Consider the following 19,791-nt stretch of genomic DNA (forward strand, 5'->3'; position numbering starts at 1 on the left):
CACCTCGCCGCCGCGGCTCGATCAGCGGGTCGCCGCGCGCACCCACCCCGCATCCGATCGTGTCAGGATCCCCTCGAGGTCGAGCAGACCGAGCAGCGCGCGCACCCGGTCGGGGGCGAGACCGCTGCGTCGACAGATCTCCATGACGTCGAGCGGCGTCCGCGTTCCGAGAGCGTCGAGCAGACGGGTGCGATCCGGATCCTGGCGCCGCGAAGCCGACGCCTCCTGCGTGTCGTCGCCCCAGAGCTCGCGGACCTCTGCTGCGCAGGTCACACAGCGTGCGTCGTACTCACGGAGCAGGCGATGGCACCCCGCTGAGGCCGCCGAGGTCACCGGCCCCGGCACGGCTCCGAGGGGTCTCCCCAGCGCCGCCGCGTGACCCGCCGTGTTGAGGGAGCCGCTCCGCCAACCCGCCTCGACGACCACGGTCGCCTGGCCGAGTGCCGCGATCAGACGGTTTCGGGCCAGGAAGCGCCACTTCGTCGGTGCGGCTCCGCACGGCAACTCGCTGACGACCGCTCCGTGCCCGGCTATTCGGGTGAAGAGCTCCTGGTGTCCGGAGGGATACGCGCGGTCCACACCGCCGGCCAGGAACGCGATGGTCGCCCCTCGGACTCCGAGCGCCGCACGATGCGCGACGCCGTCGATGCCGTACGCCCCGCCCGAGACGACCGTCGCACCGCCCGCGGCGAGATCTCCGGCGATCTCGGCGGCGATGTGCTCGCCGTACCCGGTCGCCGCGCGAGCGCCGACGATGGCCACGCGCGGGGTCGCCCTCAGGAGTCGGGCGTCCCCGCGAACCCACAGCGCCGGTGGAGCGTGCTCCCCCAGGTCGTCCAGCGAATCCGGCCAGTCCGGGTCGCCGGGGATCACCAGGCGCGCACCGACCTGGCTCGCACCGTGCAAGGCGTCGACCAACGCACGGGTCTGCGCACGCGGCCGCCAGCGCGCTCTCCCTTCCGCCAACGCGCGATGCGCCCGTGCGGAGCCGTCCACACGACCATCCGCCGGACTCGGCGCATCGAGGGCAAGCTCGAGGGCACCGGCGGCACCGAGTTCCCGGATCAGCGAGCCCGCGACGCCGTCGCCCGGTTCCGCGAGCACCGACCACGCCGCGCGAGCGATCGCCTCCGTCGATACGCCCGCCTCACCTGCTCGGAGAGCGGACGCCGCACGCGCGACCTCCCGGTCGCCGATCATCTCGTGGGTCACGGCGTCATCCCCCTCTTGAGGAGCAGCGCTCGACCGATCTCATCCGGTCGAGGACGCGCGAGTCCGGCGAGGTCGGCCATCGTCCACGCCAACCGCAACACCCTGTCGTAGCCGCGCAGGGTCAGCGCTCCCCGCTCGAGTGCGCGATCGAGCGGCTGACGATCCGCGGAGTCCAGGCGGAACTCCCCCTGCCGGAGCCACGTCCCCGGGATGTCGGCGTTCCGCGACCACGGCGTCCCCGTCCACCTCGCGGCGGCACGACCCCGCGCATCGGCGACGCGTTGTCGAGCGGCGGCCGTCGAGAATTCGGAGCGGCCACCTGCGGTCGCGCGCGATGCAGCCACTCTCGCGACACGCAACTCGATGTCGATACGGTCGCGGAGGGGTCCCGAGAGCCGGGTCGCATATCGTCTGATCGCCTGCGCCGGGCAGGTGCATTCCGCGCCGCGCACGCCGTAATTGCCGCACGGACACGGATTCATCGCGAGCAGGAGTTGGAAGCGCGCGGGGAACCGTGCGGTGAACCCCGAACGGATCACCTCGATCGCGCCGGATTCGAGCGGCTGGCGAAGCGCGTCCAGAGCCACCCTCGAGAACTCGGCCGCCTCGTCGAGGAACAGCACGCCGCGATGGGCGCGCACGATCGCGCCGGGACGCGCCACCCGCGATCCGCCGCCGACCAGTGCGGCGACGGATGCGCTGTGATGCGGTGCCTCGATCGGTGGGGTCCGGTCGAGGCACGCCACTCGGTCACCCATCAGCGAGCGGATCGAGGCGACCTCGAGTGCTTCGCCTTCGGTGAGCGGTGGAAGGATTCCGGGGAGACGTCGCGCGAGCATCGTCTTGCCGGCGCCAGGGGGACCGCTGAGGAGCATGTGGTGCCCGCCCGCTGCGGCGACCACGAGCGCCTCGACCGCCGACTCCTGCCCCACGATGTCCGCGAGGTCGAGCGAGTCGCTCGGTTCCTCCTCCACGGCGGGCGGTTCTTCGATGGGCACCTCGGGGATCTCGACATCCGCCCCGTGCCAGACCGCCACCTCCGCGAGCGAGCGCGCCCCGCGGACCTCGATCCCGGTCACCAGTCGCGCTTCGGCGGCGTTGGCCTGGGGCACGATCACGCGCTCGAAGCCTGCCCTCGCGGCCGCGAACACCGCGGGGAGCACTCCGGCCACCGGTCGAACGCGACCGTCGAGACCGAGCTCGCCGACGTGCACGGTGTCCCGGATCGATCGCGGGGAGATCGCATCCCCCGCAGCGAGTGTCGCGACGGCGACCGCGAGGTCGAAGCCCGATCCGTGCTTCGGCAGGCTGGCCGGCGAGAGATTCACCGTCATCCTTCGCCGCGGGAGGTCGAGTCCGGAGTTCTTGCATGCGCTGTGCACGCGCTGCACCGCCTCTCCGAGCGACTTGTCGGGCAGCCCGATGATCTTGAACTCCGGCGTCTGGTTCGAGAGGTCCGCCTCGACCTCGACCATGTGCCCGTCCACCCCTGTGATGGCGACCGCCCAGGTGCGTGTGGTGCTCATACGAGGTCCGCCACGTGCTCGAGCGAACCGGATGACGGGTCGTGACCGACGATCCCCACCACATCGAGCCTGATCCGACGCCCACGAGCATGAAGCGGGTGCGCGACGGCCCATGCGTGGGCGAGCCCCCACATCCGCCGCTTCTTGCGCGCGTCGATCGCCTCGAACGGATGACCGTAGTCGATCGTCCGCCGCGTCTTCACCTCGACGAAGACGAGGTCCTCGCCCTGAAGAGCCACGATGTCGATCTCACCTTGCGCGCAACGCCAGTTGCGGTCCAGGAGTGTGTACCCGGCGCCGACGAGATGCCGCGCCGCCCGTTCTTCCCCGGCTCTACCGAGGTCATCCTTCGCTGCCATTCCGACAGCATGACGATCGTGGCACCCGTGCCGCGGGGCTGTCTCCGAGCGTCCACCGCACGGCGGAAACCCGGCCCTCAGGCGTCAGTGGTGCAGGAGAGGTGCGCTTCTCCGACTCACTCGCCGTCGAGCGACAGTTCCTGGGGAAGTTCGAACTCCCGGCGCTGCAGCTCCTCGACGTTGACGTCCTTGAAGGTCAGCACACGCACGGCCTTCACGAAGCGATCGGCGCGGTAGATGTCCCACACCCACACATCGCTCATCGAGATCTCGAAGTAGAAGTCGTGCTCCGTGTCGCGACGCACGACGTTCACATCGTTCGCCAGGTAGAACCGACGCTCGGTCTCGACGACGTACTGGAACTGCGAGACCACGTCTCGGTACTCGCGGAACAGCGCGAGCTCGAGCTCGCGGTCGTAGTCGTCGAAGGCTTCCTCATCCATGGTGGTTCCATCCTAGGGTCGCGAGAGCACGCGTGCGGCACCGCATCCGGCGCTCAGAATAGGGCGGGAGCATCGGCGATCGCCCACGACGCACGATGCAGCGGGGAGAGCCCGAGCGTGCGGATGGCCTCTCGATGCTCGGTGCTCGCATATCCCTTGTTGCGATCCCACTGGTACTGCGGGTAGTCGGCATGGAGGTCGGCCATGTGCGCGTCGCGCGCGACCTTCGCGATCACGGATGCGGCCGAGACGGAAGCGCAGTCCCGATCGCCTTTGATCACCGGACGCACGTCGAGTACGGAATGATGCACGGCAGAGAGATAGTCATGGTTCCCGTCGAGCAGCACGACCGCCCCCGCGGTCGACGTGCCCTGCGCGACGACCGCATCGACGGCACGGGAGGCGGCCAGACCCAGTGCCCGGATGATGCCGACCTCGTCGACCTCCGCGGCACTGGCCCATCCGACCGACGAGGCGCGTACCCATGCCGTCGCCCGCTCCGCGACGTCGGGTCGACGTCGCTCGGTGACGAGCTTGGAGTCGCGGAGCCCCTCGGGCACACGACGTCGCGCTCCGGCGGCATCCATCACCGCCGCGCCCACCGCGACCGGGCCCGCGAGCGCTCCGCGACCGACCTCGTCGAGCGAGATGATCAGAGCGCTGTCTCCGAGGATGCGCCGCTCGAGCGTGAGGGTCGGGGAAACGACCGTCATTCTTCGTCCGGAACGCTGTCGAAGGCTTGGTGGTGTCCGTCGATCGCCCCGATCCGCCCGAACGGCCAGGTCGTCAGGAAGGCCTTCCCCACGACATTCGACACCGGGACGAAGCCGCCGCTGGGAAGTTCCTGATGCGCTCGCGAGTCCCGCGACCGAGTGCGATTGTCGCCGAGCAGCCACAGCGAGTCCTCTGGCACGACGACGTCGAAAGGTTCGTTCGACGCCGCGGTGTTCCCTTCAGGCAGGTTCAGGTAGTCGAGCTCGTCGATCGGAGCGCCGTTGATCGTGATCTGTCCGAGTGCGTTGCAGCACACGACGTGATCGCCAGGGAGGCCGATGATGCGCTTGACGAGATGGTCCTGCGAATCGGAGGCGGAGATCCCGATGAAGGTCAGCACGCCGTCGATCGCCTGCACGAGCGGAGGGGATGCCGGCGGCTGCGGCTGGTCGCCGAGCCATCCGCCCGGGTCCTGGAACACCACCACGTCCCCGCGCTCGTACCCCGTCCATCGCGGCGTGAGCTCATCGACCAGGATGCGGTCGTTGACCATGAGCGTGCGCTCCATGGATGCCGAGGGGATGTAGAACGAGCGGACGATGAAGGTCTTGACCACGAACGAGACGAGCGCGGCGATCAGGATGATGATCAGCACATCGCGCAGGAAGACCAGCAGTCCACGGCGCCGCCTCGTGCCCGTGGCGGGCGCGGCGGAGGGTTCAGAGGTCATCGGCATCCTTCGTCAGTCGTGCGTGCCATCGAGCGGCAGTATCAAGGTTCGCATACCGGGGACGAAACAAAGCACCCCAGGACATCGTGTCCTGGGGTGCTGTGGAGATGCTGCGACTCAGCGGTCGCGCTTCTCCTTGATCTTCGCCTTCTTGCCACGCAGCTGGCGCAGGTAGTAGAGCTTCGCGCGACGGACGTCACCGCGGGTGACGACCTCGATGTGGTCGATCACCGGCGAGTGCACCGGGAAGGTACGCTCGACGCCGACCTGGAAGCTGATCTTGCGGACCGTGAAGGTCTCGCGCACGCCGTCGCCCGAGCGGCCGATGACGACGCCCTGGAAGACCTGGATACGCGAGCGGCTGCCCTCGGTAATGTTGACGTGCACCTTGACGGTGTCACCGGGGAAGAAGTCCGGAATGTCCGAACGGAGGGAAGCCGCGTCTACGGCGTCGAGGATCTGCATGATCGTCTCTCTCTGCACTCGCCTCAGGTCGCATGCATGGTGGAAGGAACAAGAATGGGTGTGCACCGTACGGGGCCGAAGCATCCGCGGGTTCCCCTGAGGCAGAACCGGTCACGGCACAAACGTCTATTCTGCCATGGATGACCGCAGCCGCCAAAACACGCGTCTCAGCCGAGCGGGTCCTTCTCCTGCACGATGATGACCTCGCGCGGGCGAGGCTCCGGTGATGCGTCATCGGATGCCGGGAACGAGGACCAGGCGATCGTCTCGCGGAACCGAGCCCCGCTGCCCTTGGCCTCGCTCCAGAGCTGCCACCCCTGCAACCAGACGAGTGCGAGGCCGACGATCACCGCGGCGGTCAGCAACCACGGGAAGACCCCGGGGATGAAGCATCCGACCGCGATCGTGAGACCGTGCCAGAGCGTGAACCCTGCCACGTCCCACCACGACACGGCACGGTCGGCGCGCACCGACGGTCGCGAACGAGTGAGGAGGGTGAGGAGGAGCTGGCCCAGGAACACCGACGGGATCGCGATGAACAGTACCCAGAGGATGGCCCATCCGCCCTGGAACACTCCCCATCCGACGAGGAGCCAAAGGGGCAGGAGGAAGGCCGCCGGCAGGAGCCAGCGGAAGAACGCCCGTCGCAACCACATGCTCCGATGGTATGCCGGTGCGCGGCGGCTCGCACGGCTGTTCGCTGTGAGCGCGGCGACGCCGCGTCCGCCCGGATCGGGGAGAATGGACGAGGACGAGAGGACTCCCCCGAATGATCGAACTGCGCACCCCTGCCGAGATCGACGAGATGCGCGCAGCCGGCCGCTTCGTCGCGGAGACGCTGGCCACACTGCGCTCCGACACGAAGGTCGGGACCAACCTCCTCTCCATCGACCGTCGCGCCCATGACCTGATCCGTCAGCGCGGTGCCGAGTCCTGCTACATCGACTACCACCCGTCCTTCGGTGCGAGCCCGTTCGGGAAGGTCATCTGCACATCCGTGAACGACGCAGTGCTTCACGGGCTCCCCCACGACTACACGTTGCGTGACGGCGACCTCGTCTCGCTCGACTTCGCCGTATCCGTCGACGGATGGGTGGCCGACTCCGCCGTGTCGTTCGTGGTCGGCACCCCGCGCGACGAGGACCTCCGGCTGATCGAGACGACGGAGCGCGCACTGGATGCTGCCATCGCCGCGGCCGTCGTCGGCAACCGGATCGGCGACATCTCGGCATCCGTCGCAGCCGTCGCCCATGGCGAGGGGTACTCGATCAACACGGACTTCGGCGGGCACGGAGTGGGCCGCACGATGCACGGCGACCCCCACGTCGCGAACGACGGTCGCGCCGGACGCGGATTCCCGCTCCGCGACGGACTCGTGCTCGCACTCGAGCCCTGGTTCCTCGCGACGACCGACGAGCTGGTCACCGACCCCGACGGCTGGACTCTGCGCAGCGTCGACGGTTCGCGCGGCGCGCACTCGGAGCACACCGTCGCGATCACCGCGGACGGACCCATCGTGCTGACCGACCGATCGTTCCTCGGGGTCGACTGAGCGTCCTCGCGGTCACGCCGTCCGGCGGTACCTGTACACCTCGGTGAGCTGCGGGAGAACCAGCTCCGCCCGCCCACTCGTCTCGGGGGCGTCGTCGAGGACCGTTTCGATCGCCGCGAGCATCTCGGTCTTCGATCGGCGGTCGGCGACGAGGACACTGCTGATCGTGCCCCACCGACGCAGGTAGTCATCACGTGAGATGTTCTCGGACCACGCGATCACCGCACGCGAGTCGAACTCGAAGCCGGGAAGATCCTCGACGGCACTCCCGGTCGTCTGATCGTCGGCGCCCACTGCCGGATGAGCGATGCGGTGAGCAGCACGGTCCCAGGTGCAGGCGGGATCGGAGTGGTTCCAGACCAGCCCGAGGACACCACCGGGCGCCAGAATGCGAACGATCTCGGCACACGCCGCCTCGCGCTCGAACCAGTGGAACGCCTGCGCCACCGTGACCGCGTCGACGGAGGCGTCGGAGAGGGGGATGCTCTCGGCCGTGCCGAGATGCGCCGTCACATCGACCAGCTTCGCCCGCAGCACGTCGAGCATCGGTTCGGACGGCTCGACTGCCTGGACGGAGGTCGCGCGACCGATCAGAAGCTCGGTGAACTTGCCGGTTCCGGCACCGAGGTCCAGCACCGCCCCGACCCGCACCGGCAGGATCAGGTCGGCGGCGGCATCCGGGAAGCCCGGTCGGTAGCGGTCGTAGTCCGCTCCGATGGTTTGGAAGGAATCCGCGAGCGCGCGATCGATCATCCTCGGACGCTATCACCGAGAAGGAGGAGGTCTATCCGCCCCCGTCAGTCGGCGTCGTCGGCGAGCAGGTCCGGTCGACGCGCTCGCGTGCGCTCGAACTGCTGATCACGGCGCCACTGCGCGATGCGCGCATGGTTCCCGCTGAGGAGCACCTCCGGAACGGCGCGCTCCCGCCAGACCGCCGGCTTCGTGTACGAGGGGTACTCCAGCAGGCCGTCCTCGTGCGATTCCTCGACCAGGCTCTCGGGATTGCCGACGACTCCCGGCACCAGGCGTCCGATGGCCTCGATCATCGCCATCGTCGCCACCTCGCCGCCGTTGAGCACGTAGTCGCCGAGACTGATCAGGCGGACTTCACCGAGCGCCGCGGCGTACTCGAAGACCCGCTCGTCGATGCCCTCGTACCGGCCGCAGCCGAAGACGAGGTGCTCGCGCGTCGCGAGATCGCGCGCGGTGGCCTGCGTGAAGACCTCACCGGCCGGCGAAGGGAAGATGATCGTCGGACGTTCGGTGGCCGCGGCGACCTCGTCGAGCGCGAGCCCCCAGGGCTCTGGCTTCATCACCATTCCGGCACCCCCGCCGTACGGGGTGTCGTCGACGGTGCGGTGACGATCCGACGTCCAGTCTCGGAGGTCGTGGACGTTCAGGTCGAGGATGCCCGCATCGCGCGCCTTGCCGAGCAGGGAGAGCGTGAGACCGTCGAAGTACGACGGAAAGATGGAGAGGACGTCGATGCGCACGGGAGTGACCTCTCAGCGGCTACTCGGCCGCTGGGGAATCCTCGGCTGCGAGCGGTTCCTCGGCCGCCGCCGAGTCGTCGTCGGCATCCGGAAGTTCCTCGAAGAGCCCGGGCGGCGGGGTGACGATCACTCGACCGGCAGCGACGTCGACGGTCGGAACGATCGCCGAGACGAACGGCACCATGATCTCCTTCTCACCGGACTTGACGATGAGGAGATCCTGCGCCGGGAAGTGCTCGATGCGCTGGACGCGTCCGACCACGTTGCCGTCACGGACGACATCGAGGCCCACGAGCTGGTGGTCGAACCACGCGTCGTCCTCGGTCTCGTCGACGTCCTGGTCGATCCAGAGGATGGCCCGCACGAGGCCTTCGGCGGCGGTGCGGTCGTCGACGTCGTCGAAGAAGGCGACCGGGTTGCCGTTCATCACCCGGTACTCGCGCACGGTGATCGTCTTGCCGTGCCACGGAGATGCCTCGGGCACCTGCAACGTGAACTCGGCTCCCGTGACGAAGCGACGCTCCGGGTTGTCGGTGTACAGCTCGAGCTTGAGCCCGCCCTTGAGGCCATGGGCCTTCACGAGGCGCCCCACCCGGAGCTGGTTCTTGCCCTGTGGGGTGTCCTGCGGCACCACGTCAGTCGTCCGCGACATCGACGCGCACGCGACGGCCGTCGGCCAGGGCGGCGACGAGCGTGCGGAGTGCCTTGGCGGTGCGGCCGCCGCGCCCGATCACGCGTCCACGATCATCGGGGTGCACGCGCACCTCGAGGAGATCGCCTCGCGGCGACGTGGATGCGGTGATGCGCACATCCTCCGGGTGATCGACGATCCCCTTGACGATGTGTTCGAGCGCGGCGGCGAGCACGACGGATTACTCTGCGTCGGCGGCGGGAGCCTCGGCGGCCTCCGCGTCGGCGTCGGCGGCGGGAGCCTCCTCAGCGGGAGCCTCCACCTTCTTCTCCGCCTTGGGCTTGACGACGGACTTCTTCGAGGAATCGACCTCGAAGGCGGCCTTCGGCTCGGCGACCTTGAGGGTCGACTTCGCGTCGGCGTCGCCCTTGAACTTGCCCCAGTCGCCCGTGATCTTGAGGATCGCGGCGACCTGCTCGGTCGGCTGCGCGCCGACGGAGAGCCAGTACTGCGCACGCTCGGAGTCGACCTCGATGAACGAGGGCTCCTCGGTGGGGTGGTACTTGCCGATCTCCTCGATCACGCGACCATCGCGCTTGGTGCGCGAGTCGGCGACGACGATGCGGTAGTACGGCGCACGGATCTTGCCCAGGCGCTTGAGACGAATCTTGACAGCCACGATTCTCCTGAATTGTGTGGAAGGAAACGAACTGGTCGCCTGGAGAGTGGGGTGCACATCCGGCGGAAGCTCAAAGAGGAGGACGGAAGCTGGATAGAGGGTCGAGCATGCCGTCCGACCTTCTATTCTGCCAGATGCCGAGCCCGGGCGCGAAACGTGAGGACTCCGGCTTTGCCGTGTCGCGTCGGCCGCGTGCCAGAATGTGCACGTGACGCTCGAGTTCGCCCCCTCAGCCCGCTCCACCGTCGGCCTGGAGTGGGAGATCATGCTCGCCGATCCGGCGTCCGGTGATCTGGCCGGACGAGCGCCCGAACTCCTCGCCGTTCTCGAGGAACAGAGCGCGAGCGAGCGCCACACCGTCACCGGTGAGCTCCTCACCAACACGATCGAGGTCACGAGCGGCGTCGGCGAGTCCGTCGCCCACGCCGTCGACGACATCGCCCGGGCGATCTCCGCGGTGCGCGGGGCCACCGACCCGATCGGGATCGAGTTGCTGTCGGCGGGCAGCCACCCGTTCGCGCAGTGGTACGACCAGCAGGTCACCGATAAGACGAGGTACCACACGCTGATCGAGCGCACGCAGTGGTGGGGCCGCAACATGATGATCTGGGGCATTCACGTGCACGTCGGCGTCGATGACCATCGCAAGGTGTTCCCGATCATCAACGCGCTCACCGCGTACCTCCCTCACCTGCAGGCACTCGCGGCATCGAGTCCGTTCTGGGCCGGGGAGCGCACCGGGTACGCCTCCAATCGCGCGCTGGTGTTCCAGCAGCTGCCGACCGCCGGGCTCCCCTGGCCTCTACACGATTGGGCGCAGTTCGAGTCGTACATGGACGACATGGTGCGCACCGGCGTGATGAAGGATGCCTCCGAGGTCCGCTGGGACATCCGCCCCGCACCCCGCTGGGGAACGATCGAGGTGCGCGCCTGCGACGGGATGTCGACGCTCCCCGAACTCGCCGCGGTCGCCTCGCTCGTGCAGGTCCTCGTCGAGCACTTCTCGCGAGAACTCGACGAGGGACGCCCGCTGTCCGCCCTGCCCTCCTGGTTCCACCGCGAGAACAAATGGCGCGCGGCCCGCTACGGACTCGACGCGCGGGTGATCGTCGACGACTCCGGCGCGCAGCGCGACGTGCGGGATCACCTCGCCGAGACCCTCGACGAACTCGCGCCCGTAGCACGAGCGCTCGGGTGCGAACGGGAGTTCGGCAGCGTCGGCACGATCCTGCGCGACGGAGCCAGTTATGCGCGGCAGGTGGCCGTGGCGGACGCCGCCGAGGGCGACCTCGGAGAGGTCGTGCAGCACCTCATCCGCGAGTTCCGCTCCGGCCCGGAGGCCTCGACCCACGAAACCTGACCGTCAGTCCTCCGCCAGGCGGCGCGCGAGTCCCTCGTCGAGGACCACATCGGTGATCAGATCCGCGGCGATCGCCGCACGGAGGCTGGCGAGCTTGGGGATGCCGGACACGACGCAGACCCGTCGGGGTACGCGTCGCAGGCGATCGAGTGTCGGGCCGGTCGCCCGCGCATTGAGACGGATGTCCTTCCAGGAGCCGTCGGCGCGGAAGAAGACGGTCGCGACGTCTCCGATCGCATGGTCCTCGCGCAGGCTCCGATAGTCGTCGCGCCCGAGGTATCCGCCGACGTACACCCGGCTCGGCACCTCGGCCGCGGGCGATCCGAGACTGAAGACCGCGATGTCCATTTTCGACTGCAGGTCGAGCACACGCCGTGTGCTCCGCTCCCGCCACATCGCCTCGCGCGTCGCCGGGTCGTCGAAGAACGCCGGCACCGGGAACTGCTGCACCTGCGCACCGAACGCGCTGCCGAAGCGCTGGAGGATGTCGCTCGAGTACTCGACACCGCTGGTCTGGGTGTTGCCCGCACCGTTCAACTGCACGAATGTCGTGTTGTGCGTCTCCTTCTGCGTGAGGCCGCGACTGACCGCACTGATGGTCGACCCCCACGCCACGCCGATGATCATGTTCGAGTCGACGAACTGTGACAGCAGTCGTCCCGCGGTCAACGCCACCCGTTCCAGGCGCTCGACCTCGCTGACGATCTCGGGCATGGGAACGACGTGCGCCACGATGCGATGGCGATCGCGGATCCGCTGCTCGAGCATGCCGAGCCGCTCGAGAGGCGAATTGATGCGGATGTCGACCAAACCGCTCTCCCGGGCGTAGCTCAGAAGACGAGATACCGATGAGCGGGAGGTGCCGAGCTCGCGCGCGATGACCTCCATCGTCTTGTCCTGCATGTAGTAGAGCTGGGCCGCGGTGAGCGCGGCGACCAGCTTCCCGTCACGCGGATGTGCACTGTGATCAGCCAAGACCGCCTCCTTGCCCTCGATCCTTGCACATATGTGCACTGGGCTTGCGCGCAGCGGACGAGAGGTCGATGCTGGTGGGCAAGCAAGGAAGCGAGCTCGAGAATGATCGAATCGACACACTCATCGGCCGAGCGCGACGACGTACGCGCGCTCCGCGAATCCGGACGTACGACGGTGCTGCTCATCGGCGGCGGCATCAACGGAATATCGACATTCCGTGACCTCGCCCTCCAGGGCGTCGACGTCGTCCTCGTCGAACGCGGCGATTTCGCCTCCGGGGCATCGTCGGCGTCCAGCCACATGATCCACGGCGGCATCCGCTATCTCGAGAACGGCGAGTTCCGTCTCGTTCGCGAGTCGGTCGAGGAGCGCAACGGCCTCCTGCGCATCGCTCCGCACTACGTGAAGCCGCTGCAGACGACGATCCCGATCTACTCGACGTTCTCGGGCATCCTCTCGGCGCCCCTGCGCTTTCTCACGCACAAGAGCGGCAAGCCGCAGGAGCGCGGTGCGTTCCTCATCAAGATCGGTCTGACGATCTACGACACGTTCTCCCGTGACGGCGGTAGCGTGCCGCGCCACCGCTTCCTCGGCCGCAAGCGTTCGCTGGCCGAACTGCCCGCGCTCGACCCGAACATCAAGTACACCGCCACGTACTACGACGCGTCCATGCACGACCCGGAGCGCTTGGCCCTCGACGTCCTGCAGGACGGCCGTTCCGCGCACCCGGGCGCGCACGCGCTCAACTACGTCGAGGCGATCGCCCGCGACGGCGAGAATATCGTCCTCCGTGACCGCGAGAGCGGCACGGAGTTCCCGGTGAAGGCCGACGTGGTCGTCAACACCTCCGGCCCCTGGACCGACCTGACGAACGACGCCCTCGGCACCGACACGCGATTCATGGGCGGCACCAAGGGGTCGCACATCGTGCTCGACCACCCGGAGCTGCTCGCCGCCACGCGTGGACGCGAGATCTTCTTCGAGCACTCCGACGGTCGTATCGTGCTGATCTACCCGCTCAAGGGCAAGGTGCTCGTCGGAACGACCGACATCGACGCGGATCCCCGCGAGGTCGCCGTCTGCACCGAGGAGGAGGTCGACTACTTCTTCGACCTGATCCACCACGTCTTCCCGCAGATCGCGGTCGACCGTGAGCAGATCGTGTACCGGTTCTCCGGCATCCGTCCGCTCCCCCGTCACGAGGACACCGCACCCGGTTTCGTCTCGCGCGACTACCGCATCGAGGTCGACGAGACGGGCGCCGTCCCGCTCGTGAGCCTGGTCGGCGGCAAGTGGACGACCTTCCGTGCGCTCGGCGAGTCGCTCTCCGACGTCGTGCTCGGCCTGCTGAACCGCACCCGCACGGTCTCGACCGCCGGCCGCGCCATCGGCGGCGGCCGCGACTTCCCGCGCACCGAGAAGGCGAAGCGCATCTGGATCCAGGAGAACCTCGCGGGCGCCGGAGACCGCGCCGAGAAACTCCTCGCCCGCTACGGCACCCGCGCCGCCCAGGTCTGGGAGTACGTCGAGCAGGGAGCGGACGCCCCGCTCGCCGGCGGCGACCTCTCGACCCGGGAGCTCGAGTGGATGGTGCAGAACGAGCTCGTCGCGCGCCTGCAGGACGTCATCCTGCGTCGCACGAGCATCGCGTTCACCGGTCATGCCGATGCCGAGGTCCTCGATGAGATCGCCGACGCGCTCGCTCCCCTACTGGACTGGGACCGTTCGAGGCACGATGCTGAACTCGAACAGACGCGCCAGCTGCTGAACGAGCGGCACGGCCTCGACATCTCGTCCCGCACCCGCGGCTGACGAGACGGAACCGCCGCCTCCCCGCGGCGTAACCCAAGAAGTGTCACGGCAGGGATGACGTGACACGTAAGAAAGGTCAAAGAAGACATGCCTGATGTCAATCTCGGTCTCTATTTCCTGTCGGAGTTCGTCGGCACGGCGATGCTGGTCCTTCTCGGATGCGGTGTCGTCGCCAACGTCGCCCTCGCGAAGAACAAGGGCTTCGGCGGCGGCTTCCTGATGGTCAACTGGGGATGGGGCCTCGCGGTGTTCGCGGGTGTCATCGTCTCGGCGTACTCGGGTGCGATCCTCAACCCGGCCGTGGGTATCGGCCTGGCGATCGCCGGCAAGATCACCTTCACGATGTTCCTCGTCGCCACCGCAGCAGAACTGCTCGGTGCGATCCTCGGTGCGATCGTCGTCTGGCTCGCCTACAAGCAGCACTTCGATGAGGAGCCGGAGGCCGCCAACAAGCTCGGTGTCTTCTCGACCGGCCCCGCGATCCGGTCCTACGGCTGGAACCTCGTCACGGAGATCATCGGTACGTTCGTCCTCGTGTTCGTGATCTTCGGATTCGCCGACTACGGCGACATCGAGGTCGGCGTGCCCGGAGGCCTCGGACCGCTCACCGCGCTGCCCGTCGCGCTGCTCGTGGTCGCCATCGGCGCCTCGCTCGGTGGACCGACCGGCTACGCGATCAACCCGGCCCGTGACCTCGGCCCCCGTATCGCCCACGCGATCCTCCCGATCAAGGGCAAGGGCTCGAGCGACTGGAGCTACTCGTGGGTGCCGGTCGTCGGACCGCTCATCGGTGGTGCGATCGCGGCCTTCGCCGCCCCTGCCCTGCTCGGCCTCGCAGCCTGACGCCACCCGAATCCCACTTCAAAGGAGAACACACCATGGCTGACTACATCCTCGCCATCGATCAGGGAACCACCTCCAGCCGCGCGATCATCTTCGACAAGAAGGGCAGCATCATCGCGACGGGCCAGAAGGAGCACGAGCAGATCCTGCCGAAGGCCGGCTGGGTGGAGCACGACGCCTCCGAGATCTGGCGCAACGTGCAGGAGGTCATCGGCCTCGCACTGAGCCGCGCCGACCTCACCCGTCACGACATCGCAGCGGTGGGCATCACCAACCAGCGCGAGACGGCCGTCGTCTGGGACAAGACGACCGGCAAGCCCGCCTACAACGCGATCGTCTGGCAGGACACCCGCACGCAGGACATCGTCGACCGCCTCGCGGCCGACGGCGGAGTCGAGCGCTTCAAGCCGATCGTCGGACTCCCGCTGGCGACGTACTTCTCGGGGACGAAGATCGCGTGGATCCTCGAGAACGTCGAGGGTGCGCGCGCGAAGGCGGAAGCCGGGGACCTCATCTTCGGCACCACCGACAGCTGGGTGCTGTGGAACCTCACCGGCGGCGTCGACGGCGGCGTGCACGTGACCGATGTCACGAACGCCTCGCGCACGATGTTCATGGACCTCGAGACGCTCGAGTGGCGCGACGACATCCTCGAGGCGTTCGGCGTGCCGCGCTCGATGATGCCGGAGATCCGCTCCTCCTCCGAGGTCTACGGTGCGGCGGAGGACTCCTCGCTGCTTCGCGAGACGCCGATCGCCGGCATCCTCGGCGACCAGCAGGCCGCGACGTTCGGACAGGCCGCCTTCCAGACAGGTGAGAGCAAGAACACCTACGGAACCGGCTGCTTCCTCATCTTCAACACCGGCGAGGAGATCGTCCACTCGAAGAACGGTCTGCTCACCACCGTCGGCTACAAGCTCGGCGACGCTCCGACGCACTACGCGCTCGAGGGTTCGATCGCCGTCACCGGATCGCTGATCCAGTGGCTGCGCGACCAGCTCGGCATCATCTCCTCGGCCCCCGAGGTCGAGGAACTGGCCGACAAGGTCGAGGACAACGGCGGCGTGTACATCGTCCCGGCGTTCTCGGGCCTGTTCGCACCGTACTGGCGACCGGATGCGCGTGGCGCGATCGTGGGCCTCACCCGCTACGCGAACAAGAACCACATCGCGCGCGCCGCACTGGAGGCCGTGGCCTTCCAGACCCGCGACGTGCTCGACGCGGTCAACGCGGACGCGGGCGTCGACCTCACGGAGCTCAAGGTCGACGGCGGCATGGTCGCCAATGACGCTCTGATGCAGTTCCAGGCCGATGTCCTGGGTGTGCCGGTGGTGCGACCGGTCGTCGCGGAGACGACCGCCCTCGGCGCCGCCTATGCCGCCGGCCTCGCCGTCGGGTTCTGGAGCGGCCTCGACGAGCTCTCCGCAAACTGGCAGGAAGACCGTCGCTGGGAGCCCTCCATGGAGAGCGACGAGCGCGACCGCCAGCTGCGCCTGTGGCGCAAGGCCGTCACCAAGTCGATGGACTGGGTCGACGAGGACGTCAAGTAACGACCGATCACCGCGAGGGGCGGGTCCGGAGGGAACTCCGGGCCCGCCCCTTCGCCGTTGTCAGACGGATGCCTCCCCATCGAGCACCGTCAGCAACGCACGAGCGACACGCCGAGGCGAGTCGAGATCCCAGGCGACGTACTCCGCTCGCCTCGGGCCGTCGACGACCGGCACCGTGCTCACCCCGGCCATACCCGCGGGAACCGCCCCCGGAGTGAGGAGCGCGACCGCGAGTCCCTCGGCGACCAGGCCGAGCATGACTCCGGCCGTGTCGACTTCGAATGCGACGTCGCGATCGACGCCCGCCGCCCGGAAGGCGGCGTCGCTCTGGGCTCGCCCCGACGTCCCGGCCGGGAAGTCCACGAAGACGTCCTCGGCGAGATCGCCGAGTCTCAGTCGGGTGCGCGCCGCGAGTCGGTGGGCACGCGGGAGCACCGCGACGTGATGATCGACGGCGATCTCCCGGTATCCGACACCGCGGGGCTCGGCGCCCGGTTTCAGCCCGAGAAGCGCGACATCCAGATCGCCGCGCCGGATCTTCGCGACGAGCTCATCGCTGTTGCCCATCTCCAGTTCGACCCGTACGGCGGGGTGTGCGGCTCGGAACGACGCGAGGAGGCGCGGAACGCGGACGGCGACGACCGTCGGGATGATTCCGATCCGAACGGTGCCGTCCAGCTGATCGGGCTCGGCGGCCACCGCATCGATGGCCTGCTGCGCAGAAGCGAGCGCGCTGCGCGCCGGTGGGAGGAAGGCCTCCCCCGCTTCGGTCATCCGGACACCGCGGCTCGACCGGATGAACAGTCGCTGACCCAGCTCCCGCTCGAGGGCGGCGATCTGGTGGCTCAGCGCGGACTGCGTGACGAAGCAACGCTCGGCGGCTCGGGTGAAGCTCCGCGTCGCGGCCACCTCGACGACGTAGCGCATCTGCTGAAGCTCCATCTGAACATGATCTCACGTCATGAACAACATGCTCAGAATGCGTTGGATTCATGTTGGCTGCGTGTCCATGCTGAGAACATGAACCGTCTGCGCATCCTGCTCCTCACCGCCCTCGCACCGATGGCCTGGGGAACGACCTACCTCGTCACGACGGAGATGCTGCCGCCGGGGCATCCGCTCTTCGCCGGACTCCTGCGCTCCCTCCCCGCCGGGGTCCTCGCGATCCTGCTCTCGCGCAGACTCCCCCGCGGCGCCTGGTGGGGAAAGGCGGTGGTGCTCGGCGCGCTCAACATCGGGGCGTTCTTCCCCCTGCTCTTCCTCGCCGCCGAGCGTCTTCCGGGAGGGGTGGCTGCCGCGGTCGCCGGCGCTCAACCGCTGATCGTGCTCGCGCTGGGTGCGCTCGTGCTGCACGAGCGCATCCGTCCGTTCTCCGCGGCCGCGGCACTGGGAGGCACGATGGGCGTCGCACTCATCGTCCTCGGGCCGTCGGCGGGGCTCGACGCGTGGGGAGTCCTCGCGGCGCTCGGCGGCGTGACGGCGACCGGCGCCGGAATGGTCCTGACGAAGCGCTGGGGACGGCCGAAGGGGGTCGGTCCCATCACTTACGCGGGGTGGCAGCTCGGCGCCGGAGGTCTCGTTCTCCTGCCCCTCACGCTCCTGATCGAGGGGACGCCCCCGGCGATCGACGCGACGGCCGCACTCGGCTACACGTGGCTCGCGACGGCGGGCGGCATCTTCGCCTACACCCTGTGGTTCGGCGGCATCCAGAAACTGCCTGTGATCGCGCCCGGACTGCTCGCGTTGCTCTCCCCGGTGGTGGCGACGCTCCTCGGCGTCGTCGTCGCCGGCGAGTCGTTCACCGTCATTCAGGGTGTCGGGATCGCCGTCGTCCTCGCCGCATTGGTCGGCGGGCAGTTCGCGGCGATGCCCGGGCGGGCCGTCAGCTCTTGCCGAACAGCTTCTGGATCTCGGCGAGATCGGCCTCGGTCGGCGCCTTCGCGCCGCCGCCCAGACCGAATCCCGAACCGGTCGGCTGCGCGGTAGCGACGGCTCCGGAGTTCTCGGCCGCACGCTTGGCCGGGTTGCCCGAGCGCGATCCGCTCGACGACTTGCCCTTCTTCCCGCGCTTGGACGATGCGCCGGGGCGTCCCATTCCGGGGACCGGGCCCATGCCGGGGATGTTCGGGGTGCCGCCGCGGGCGACGGTCTTCATCATCTTCGCGGCCTGTTCGAAGCGGGCGACGAGCTGGTTCACGTCGGTGACCGTCATGCCCGAACCCCGAGCGATGCGCAGGCGGCGCGAGCCGTTGAGAACCTTGGGATTGCGGCGCTCGCCCGGCGTCATCGACCGGATGATCGCTTCGGTGCGGTCGATCTCGCGCTCGTCGAAGTCGTCGAGCTGCTGCTTCATCTGGCCCATGCCGGGGAGCATCCCCAGCATCTTCTTCATCGAGCCCATCTTCTTCATCTGCTGAAGCTGCTCGAGGAAGTCTTCGAGGGTGAACTGCTCGGTCGCGAGCTTCTCGGCGACCTTCATCGCCTCTTCTTCGTCGAACGCCTGCTGCGCCTGCTCGATCAGAGTGAGGATGTCACCGAGGTCGAGGATGCGGCTCGCCATGCGATCCGGGTAGAAGGGCTCGAGATCTTCGAGACGCTCACCCGTGGAGGCGAAGATGATCGGGCGACCGGTGATCGACGCGACCGAGAGCGCGGCTCCACCGCGCGCGTCGCCGTCGAGCTTCGAGAGCACGACACCGGTGAAATCGACGCCCTCCTGGAACGCCTTCGCCGTGTTGACGGCATCCTGACCGATCATCGCGTCGATCACGAACAGGACCTCATCGGGCTGGACCGCCGCGCGGATATCGGCCGCCTGCTTCATGAGCTCGGCGTCGACGCCGAGTCGTCCGGCGGTGTCGATGATCACGACGTCGTGCTGCTGGCGGCGCGCGTGCTCGACACCGTCCCGCGAGACCTTGACCGGGTCGCCGACGCCGTTGCCGGGCTCGGGGGCGTAGATGGTGGCGCCGGCCTGCTCGGCGACGACCTGCAGCTGGTTCACGGCGTTCGGGCGCTGAAGGTCCGCGGCGACGAGCAGAGGCGTGTGCCCCTCGCCCTCGAGCTGCTTGGCGAGCTTTCCGGCGAACGTCGTCTTTCCCGAACCCTGGAGGCCGGCGAGCATGATGACGGTCGGAGCGGTCTTCGCGAACTGCAGACGACGCTGCTCTCCGCCGAGGATCTGCACCAGCTCCTCGTTGACGATCTGAACGACCTGCTGGGCGGGGTTCAGCGCCTTGTTGACCTCGTCTCCGAGCGCACGTTCGCGGACCTTCGCCGTGAAGTCCTTGACGACCGTGAGTGCGACGTCGGCGTCGAGGAGTGCGCGGCGGATCTCGCGCACGGTGCCGTCGACATCGCTCGCGGTGAGTTTTCCCTTCGTGCGCAGATTGCGGAAGGTCTCGGTGAGCCGATCGGAGAGCGTGCCAAACGTAGCCATGGTGCTCC

At 68.3% G+C, this 19,791-nt stretch carries 22 protein-coding genes; 6 read left to right on the top strand and 16 right to left on the bottom strand.

Annotated elements, in window-relative coordinates:
- Positions 1-21: 21 nt before the first annotated feature.
- The 8 genes from dprA to KZC52_RS03085 all read right to left on the bottom strand — a co-directional run bounded on the left by dprA (position 22) and on the right by KZC52_RS03085 (position 6,105).
- The gene (dprA, locus tag KZC52_RS03050; RefSeq protein ID WP_247622589.1) at positions 22-1,212 is read right to left on the bottom strand and encodes a DNA-processing protein DprA; all 1,191 of its coding nucleotides are present in this window, start codon (positions 1,210-1,212) and stop codon (positions 22-24) included.
- Positions 1,209-2,738, bottom strand: a complete 1,530-nt coding sequence (locus KZC52_RS03055; RefSeq protein WP_247622590.1) for a YifB family Mg chelatase-like AAA ATPase — start codon at positions 2,736-2,738, stop codon at positions 1,209-1,211. Before KZC52_RS03055 ends, dprA begins: the two co-directional genes overlap by 4 nt.
- On the bottom strand, positions 2,735-3,097 hold the full coding sequence (locus KZC52_RS03060) for a YraN family protein (protein WP_247622591.1): 363 nt from the start codon (positions 3,095-3,097) through the stop codon (positions 2,735-2,737). Before KZC52_RS03060 ends, KZC52_RS03055 begins: the two co-directional genes overlap by 4 nt.
- A gap of 116 nt (positions 3,098-3,213) precedes the next feature.
- Positions 3,214-3,540: a DUF2469 family protein gene (locus KZC52_RS03065; RefSeq protein ID WP_247622592.1), complete on the bottom strand. Its 327-nt coding sequence runs from the start codon at positions 3,538-3,540 to the stop codon at positions 3,214-3,216.
- Positions 3,541-3,593: 53 nt separating this feature from the next.
- Positions 3,594-4,253 (bottom strand): ribonuclease HII, encoded by a 660-nt coding sequence (gene rnhB / locus KZC52_RS03070; RefSeq protein WP_247622593.1) that lies wholly within the window; start codon positions 4,251-4,253, stop codon positions 3,594-3,596.
- The gene (lepB, locus tag KZC52_RS03075) at positions 4,250-4,984 is read right to left on the bottom strand and encodes a signal peptidase I (RefSeq protein ID WP_247622594.1); all 735 of its coding nucleotides are present in this window, start codon (positions 4,982-4,984) and stop codon (positions 4,250-4,252) included. Before lepB ends, rnhB begins: the two co-directional genes overlap by 4 nt.
- A gap of 117 nt (positions 4,985-5,101) precedes the next feature.
- Positions 5,102-5,449, bottom strand: a complete 348-nt coding sequence (gene rplS, locus KZC52_RS03080; RefSeq protein ID WP_247622595.1) for a 50S ribosomal protein L19 — start codon at positions 5,447-5,449, stop codon at positions 5,102-5,104.
- Positions 5,450-5,616: 167 nt separating this feature from the next.
- Entirely contained in the window at positions 5,617-6,105 is a 489-nt protein-coding gene (locus KZC52_RS03085; RefSeq protein ID WP_247622596.1) for an MFS transporter permease, read from the bottom strand.
- A gap of 113 nt (positions 6,106-6,218) precedes the next feature.
- Here KZC52_RS03085 and map point away from each other — a divergent pair, with 113 nt between their 5' ends.
- The gene (map, locus tag KZC52_RS03090) at positions 6,219-7,001 is read left to right on the top strand and encodes a type I methionyl aminopeptidase (RefSeq protein WP_247622597.1); all 783 of its coding nucleotides are present in this window, start codon (positions 6,219-6,221) and stop codon (positions 6,999-7,001) included.
- A 12-nt stretch (positions 7,002-7,013) separates the two neighbouring features.
- Here map and KZC52_RS03095 read toward each other — a convergent pair whose 3' ends face one another.
- Genes KZC52_RS03095 through rpsP form a run of 5 tightly spaced genes read right to left on the bottom strand, consistent with a single transcriptional unit; the run spans position 7,014 to position 9,804 of the window.
- Entirely contained in the window at positions 7,014-7,754 is a 741-nt protein-coding gene (locus KZC52_RS03095; protein WP_247622598.1) for a class I SAM-dependent methyltransferase, read from the bottom strand.
- Between the two features lie 44 nt (positions 7,755-7,798).
- The gene (trmD, locus tag KZC52_RS03100) at positions 7,799-8,494 is read right to left on the bottom strand and encodes a tRNA (guanosine(37)-N1)-methyltransferase TrmD (protein WP_247622599.1); all 696 of its coding nucleotides are present in this window, start codon (positions 8,492-8,494) and stop codon (positions 7,799-7,801) included.
- A 19-nt stretch (positions 8,495-8,513) separates the two neighbouring features.
- The gene (rimM, locus tag KZC52_RS03105; RefSeq protein ID WP_247622600.1) at positions 8,514-9,146 is read right to left on the bottom strand and encodes a ribosome maturation factor RimM; all 633 of its coding nucleotides are present in this window, start codon (positions 9,144-9,146) and stop codon (positions 8,514-8,516) included.
- Positions 9,130-9,360, bottom strand: coding sequence for an RNA-binding protein (locus tag KZC52_RS03110; protein WP_247622601.1), 231 nt, complete (start codon positions 9,358-9,360; stop codon positions 9,130-9,132). The genes rimM and KZC52_RS03110 overlap by 17 nt, the downstream gene beginning before the upstream one ends.
- A gap of 6 nt (positions 9,361-9,366) precedes the next feature.
- Complete coding sequence (rpsP, locus tag KZC52_RS03115) at positions 9,367-9,804, bottom strand: 30S ribosomal protein S16 (protein WP_247622602.1); 438 nt, start codon at positions 9,802-9,804, stop codon at positions 9,367-9,369.
- A 208-nt stretch (positions 9,805-10,012) separates the two neighbouring features.
- Here rpsP and KZC52_RS03120 point away from each other — a divergent pair, with 208 nt between their 5' ends.
- Positions 10,013-11,164 carry a glutamate--cysteine ligase gene (locus tag KZC52_RS03120; RefSeq protein WP_247622603.1) on the top strand — a complete coding sequence of 384 codons (1,152 nt, stop codon included), beginning with the start codon at positions 10,013-10,015 and terminating at the stop codon, positions 11,162-11,164.
- Positions 11,165-11,167: 3 nt separating this feature from the next.
- Here KZC52_RS03120 and KZC52_RS03125 read toward each other — a convergent pair whose 3' ends face one another.
- Positions 11,168-12,067, bottom strand: coding sequence for a sugar-binding transcriptional regulator (locus tag KZC52_RS03125; protein WP_247624697.1), 900 nt, complete (start codon positions 12,065-12,067; stop codon positions 11,168-11,170).
- A gap of 174 nt (positions 12,068-12,241) precedes the next feature.
- Between KZC52_RS03125 and KZC52_RS03130 the strand changes: the two genes are divergently transcribed.
- The 3 genes from KZC52_RS03130 (at position 12,242) to glpK (ending at position 16,344) form a co-directional block, all read left to right on the top strand.
- The gene (locus KZC52_RS03130; protein ID WP_247622604.1) at positions 12,242-13,951 is read left to right on the top strand and encodes a glycerol-3-phosphate dehydrogenase/oxidase; all 1,710 of its coding nucleotides are present in this window, start codon (positions 12,242-12,244) and stop codon (positions 13,949-13,951) included.
- A gap of 87 nt (positions 13,952-14,038) precedes the next feature.
- Complete coding sequence (locus KZC52_RS03135; RefSeq protein WP_247622605.1) at positions 14,039-14,794, top strand: MIP/aquaporin family protein; 756 nt, start codon at positions 14,039-14,041, stop codon at positions 14,792-14,794.
- A gap of 35 nt (positions 14,795-14,829) precedes the next feature.
- A complete protein-coding gene (glpK, locus tag KZC52_RS03140; RefSeq protein ID WP_247622606.1) occupies positions 14,830-16,344 on the top strand; it encodes a glycerol kinase GlpK in 1,515 nt (504 codons plus the stop codon).
- A 60-nt stretch (positions 16,345-16,404) separates the two neighbouring features.
- Here glpK and KZC52_RS03145 read toward each other — a convergent pair whose 3' ends face one another.
- Positions 16,405-17,286 carry a LysR family transcriptional regulator gene (locus KZC52_RS03145; RefSeq protein ID WP_247622607.1) on the bottom strand — a complete coding sequence of 294 codons (882 nt, stop codon included), beginning with the start codon at positions 17,284-17,286 and terminating at the stop codon, positions 16,405-16,407.
- A 78-nt stretch (positions 17,287-17,364) separates the two neighbouring features.
- Between KZC52_RS03145 and KZC52_RS03150 the strand changes: the two genes are divergently transcribed.
- Entirely contained in the window at positions 17,365-18,330 is a 966-nt protein-coding gene (locus tag KZC52_RS03150; RefSeq protein WP_247622608.1) for an EamA family transporter, read from the top strand.
- Here the strand turns inward: KZC52_RS03150 and ffh are convergent.
- Positions 18,227-19,783 (bottom strand): signal recognition particle protein, encoded by a 1,557-nt coding sequence (gene ffh / locus KZC52_RS03155; RefSeq protein WP_247622609.1) that lies wholly within the window; start codon positions 19,781-19,783, stop codon positions 18,227-18,229. The two genes, KZC52_RS03150 and ffh, sit on opposite strands and share 104 nt — an antisense overlap.
- Between the last annotated feature and the right edge of the window lie 8 nt (positions 19,784-19,791).

Origin of the sequence: Microbacterium galbinum (assembly GCF_023091225.1) — a bacterium.
Classification (GTDB): Bacteria; Actinomycetota; Actinomycetes; order Actinomycetales; family Microbacteriaceae; genus Microbacterium; species Microbacterium galbinum.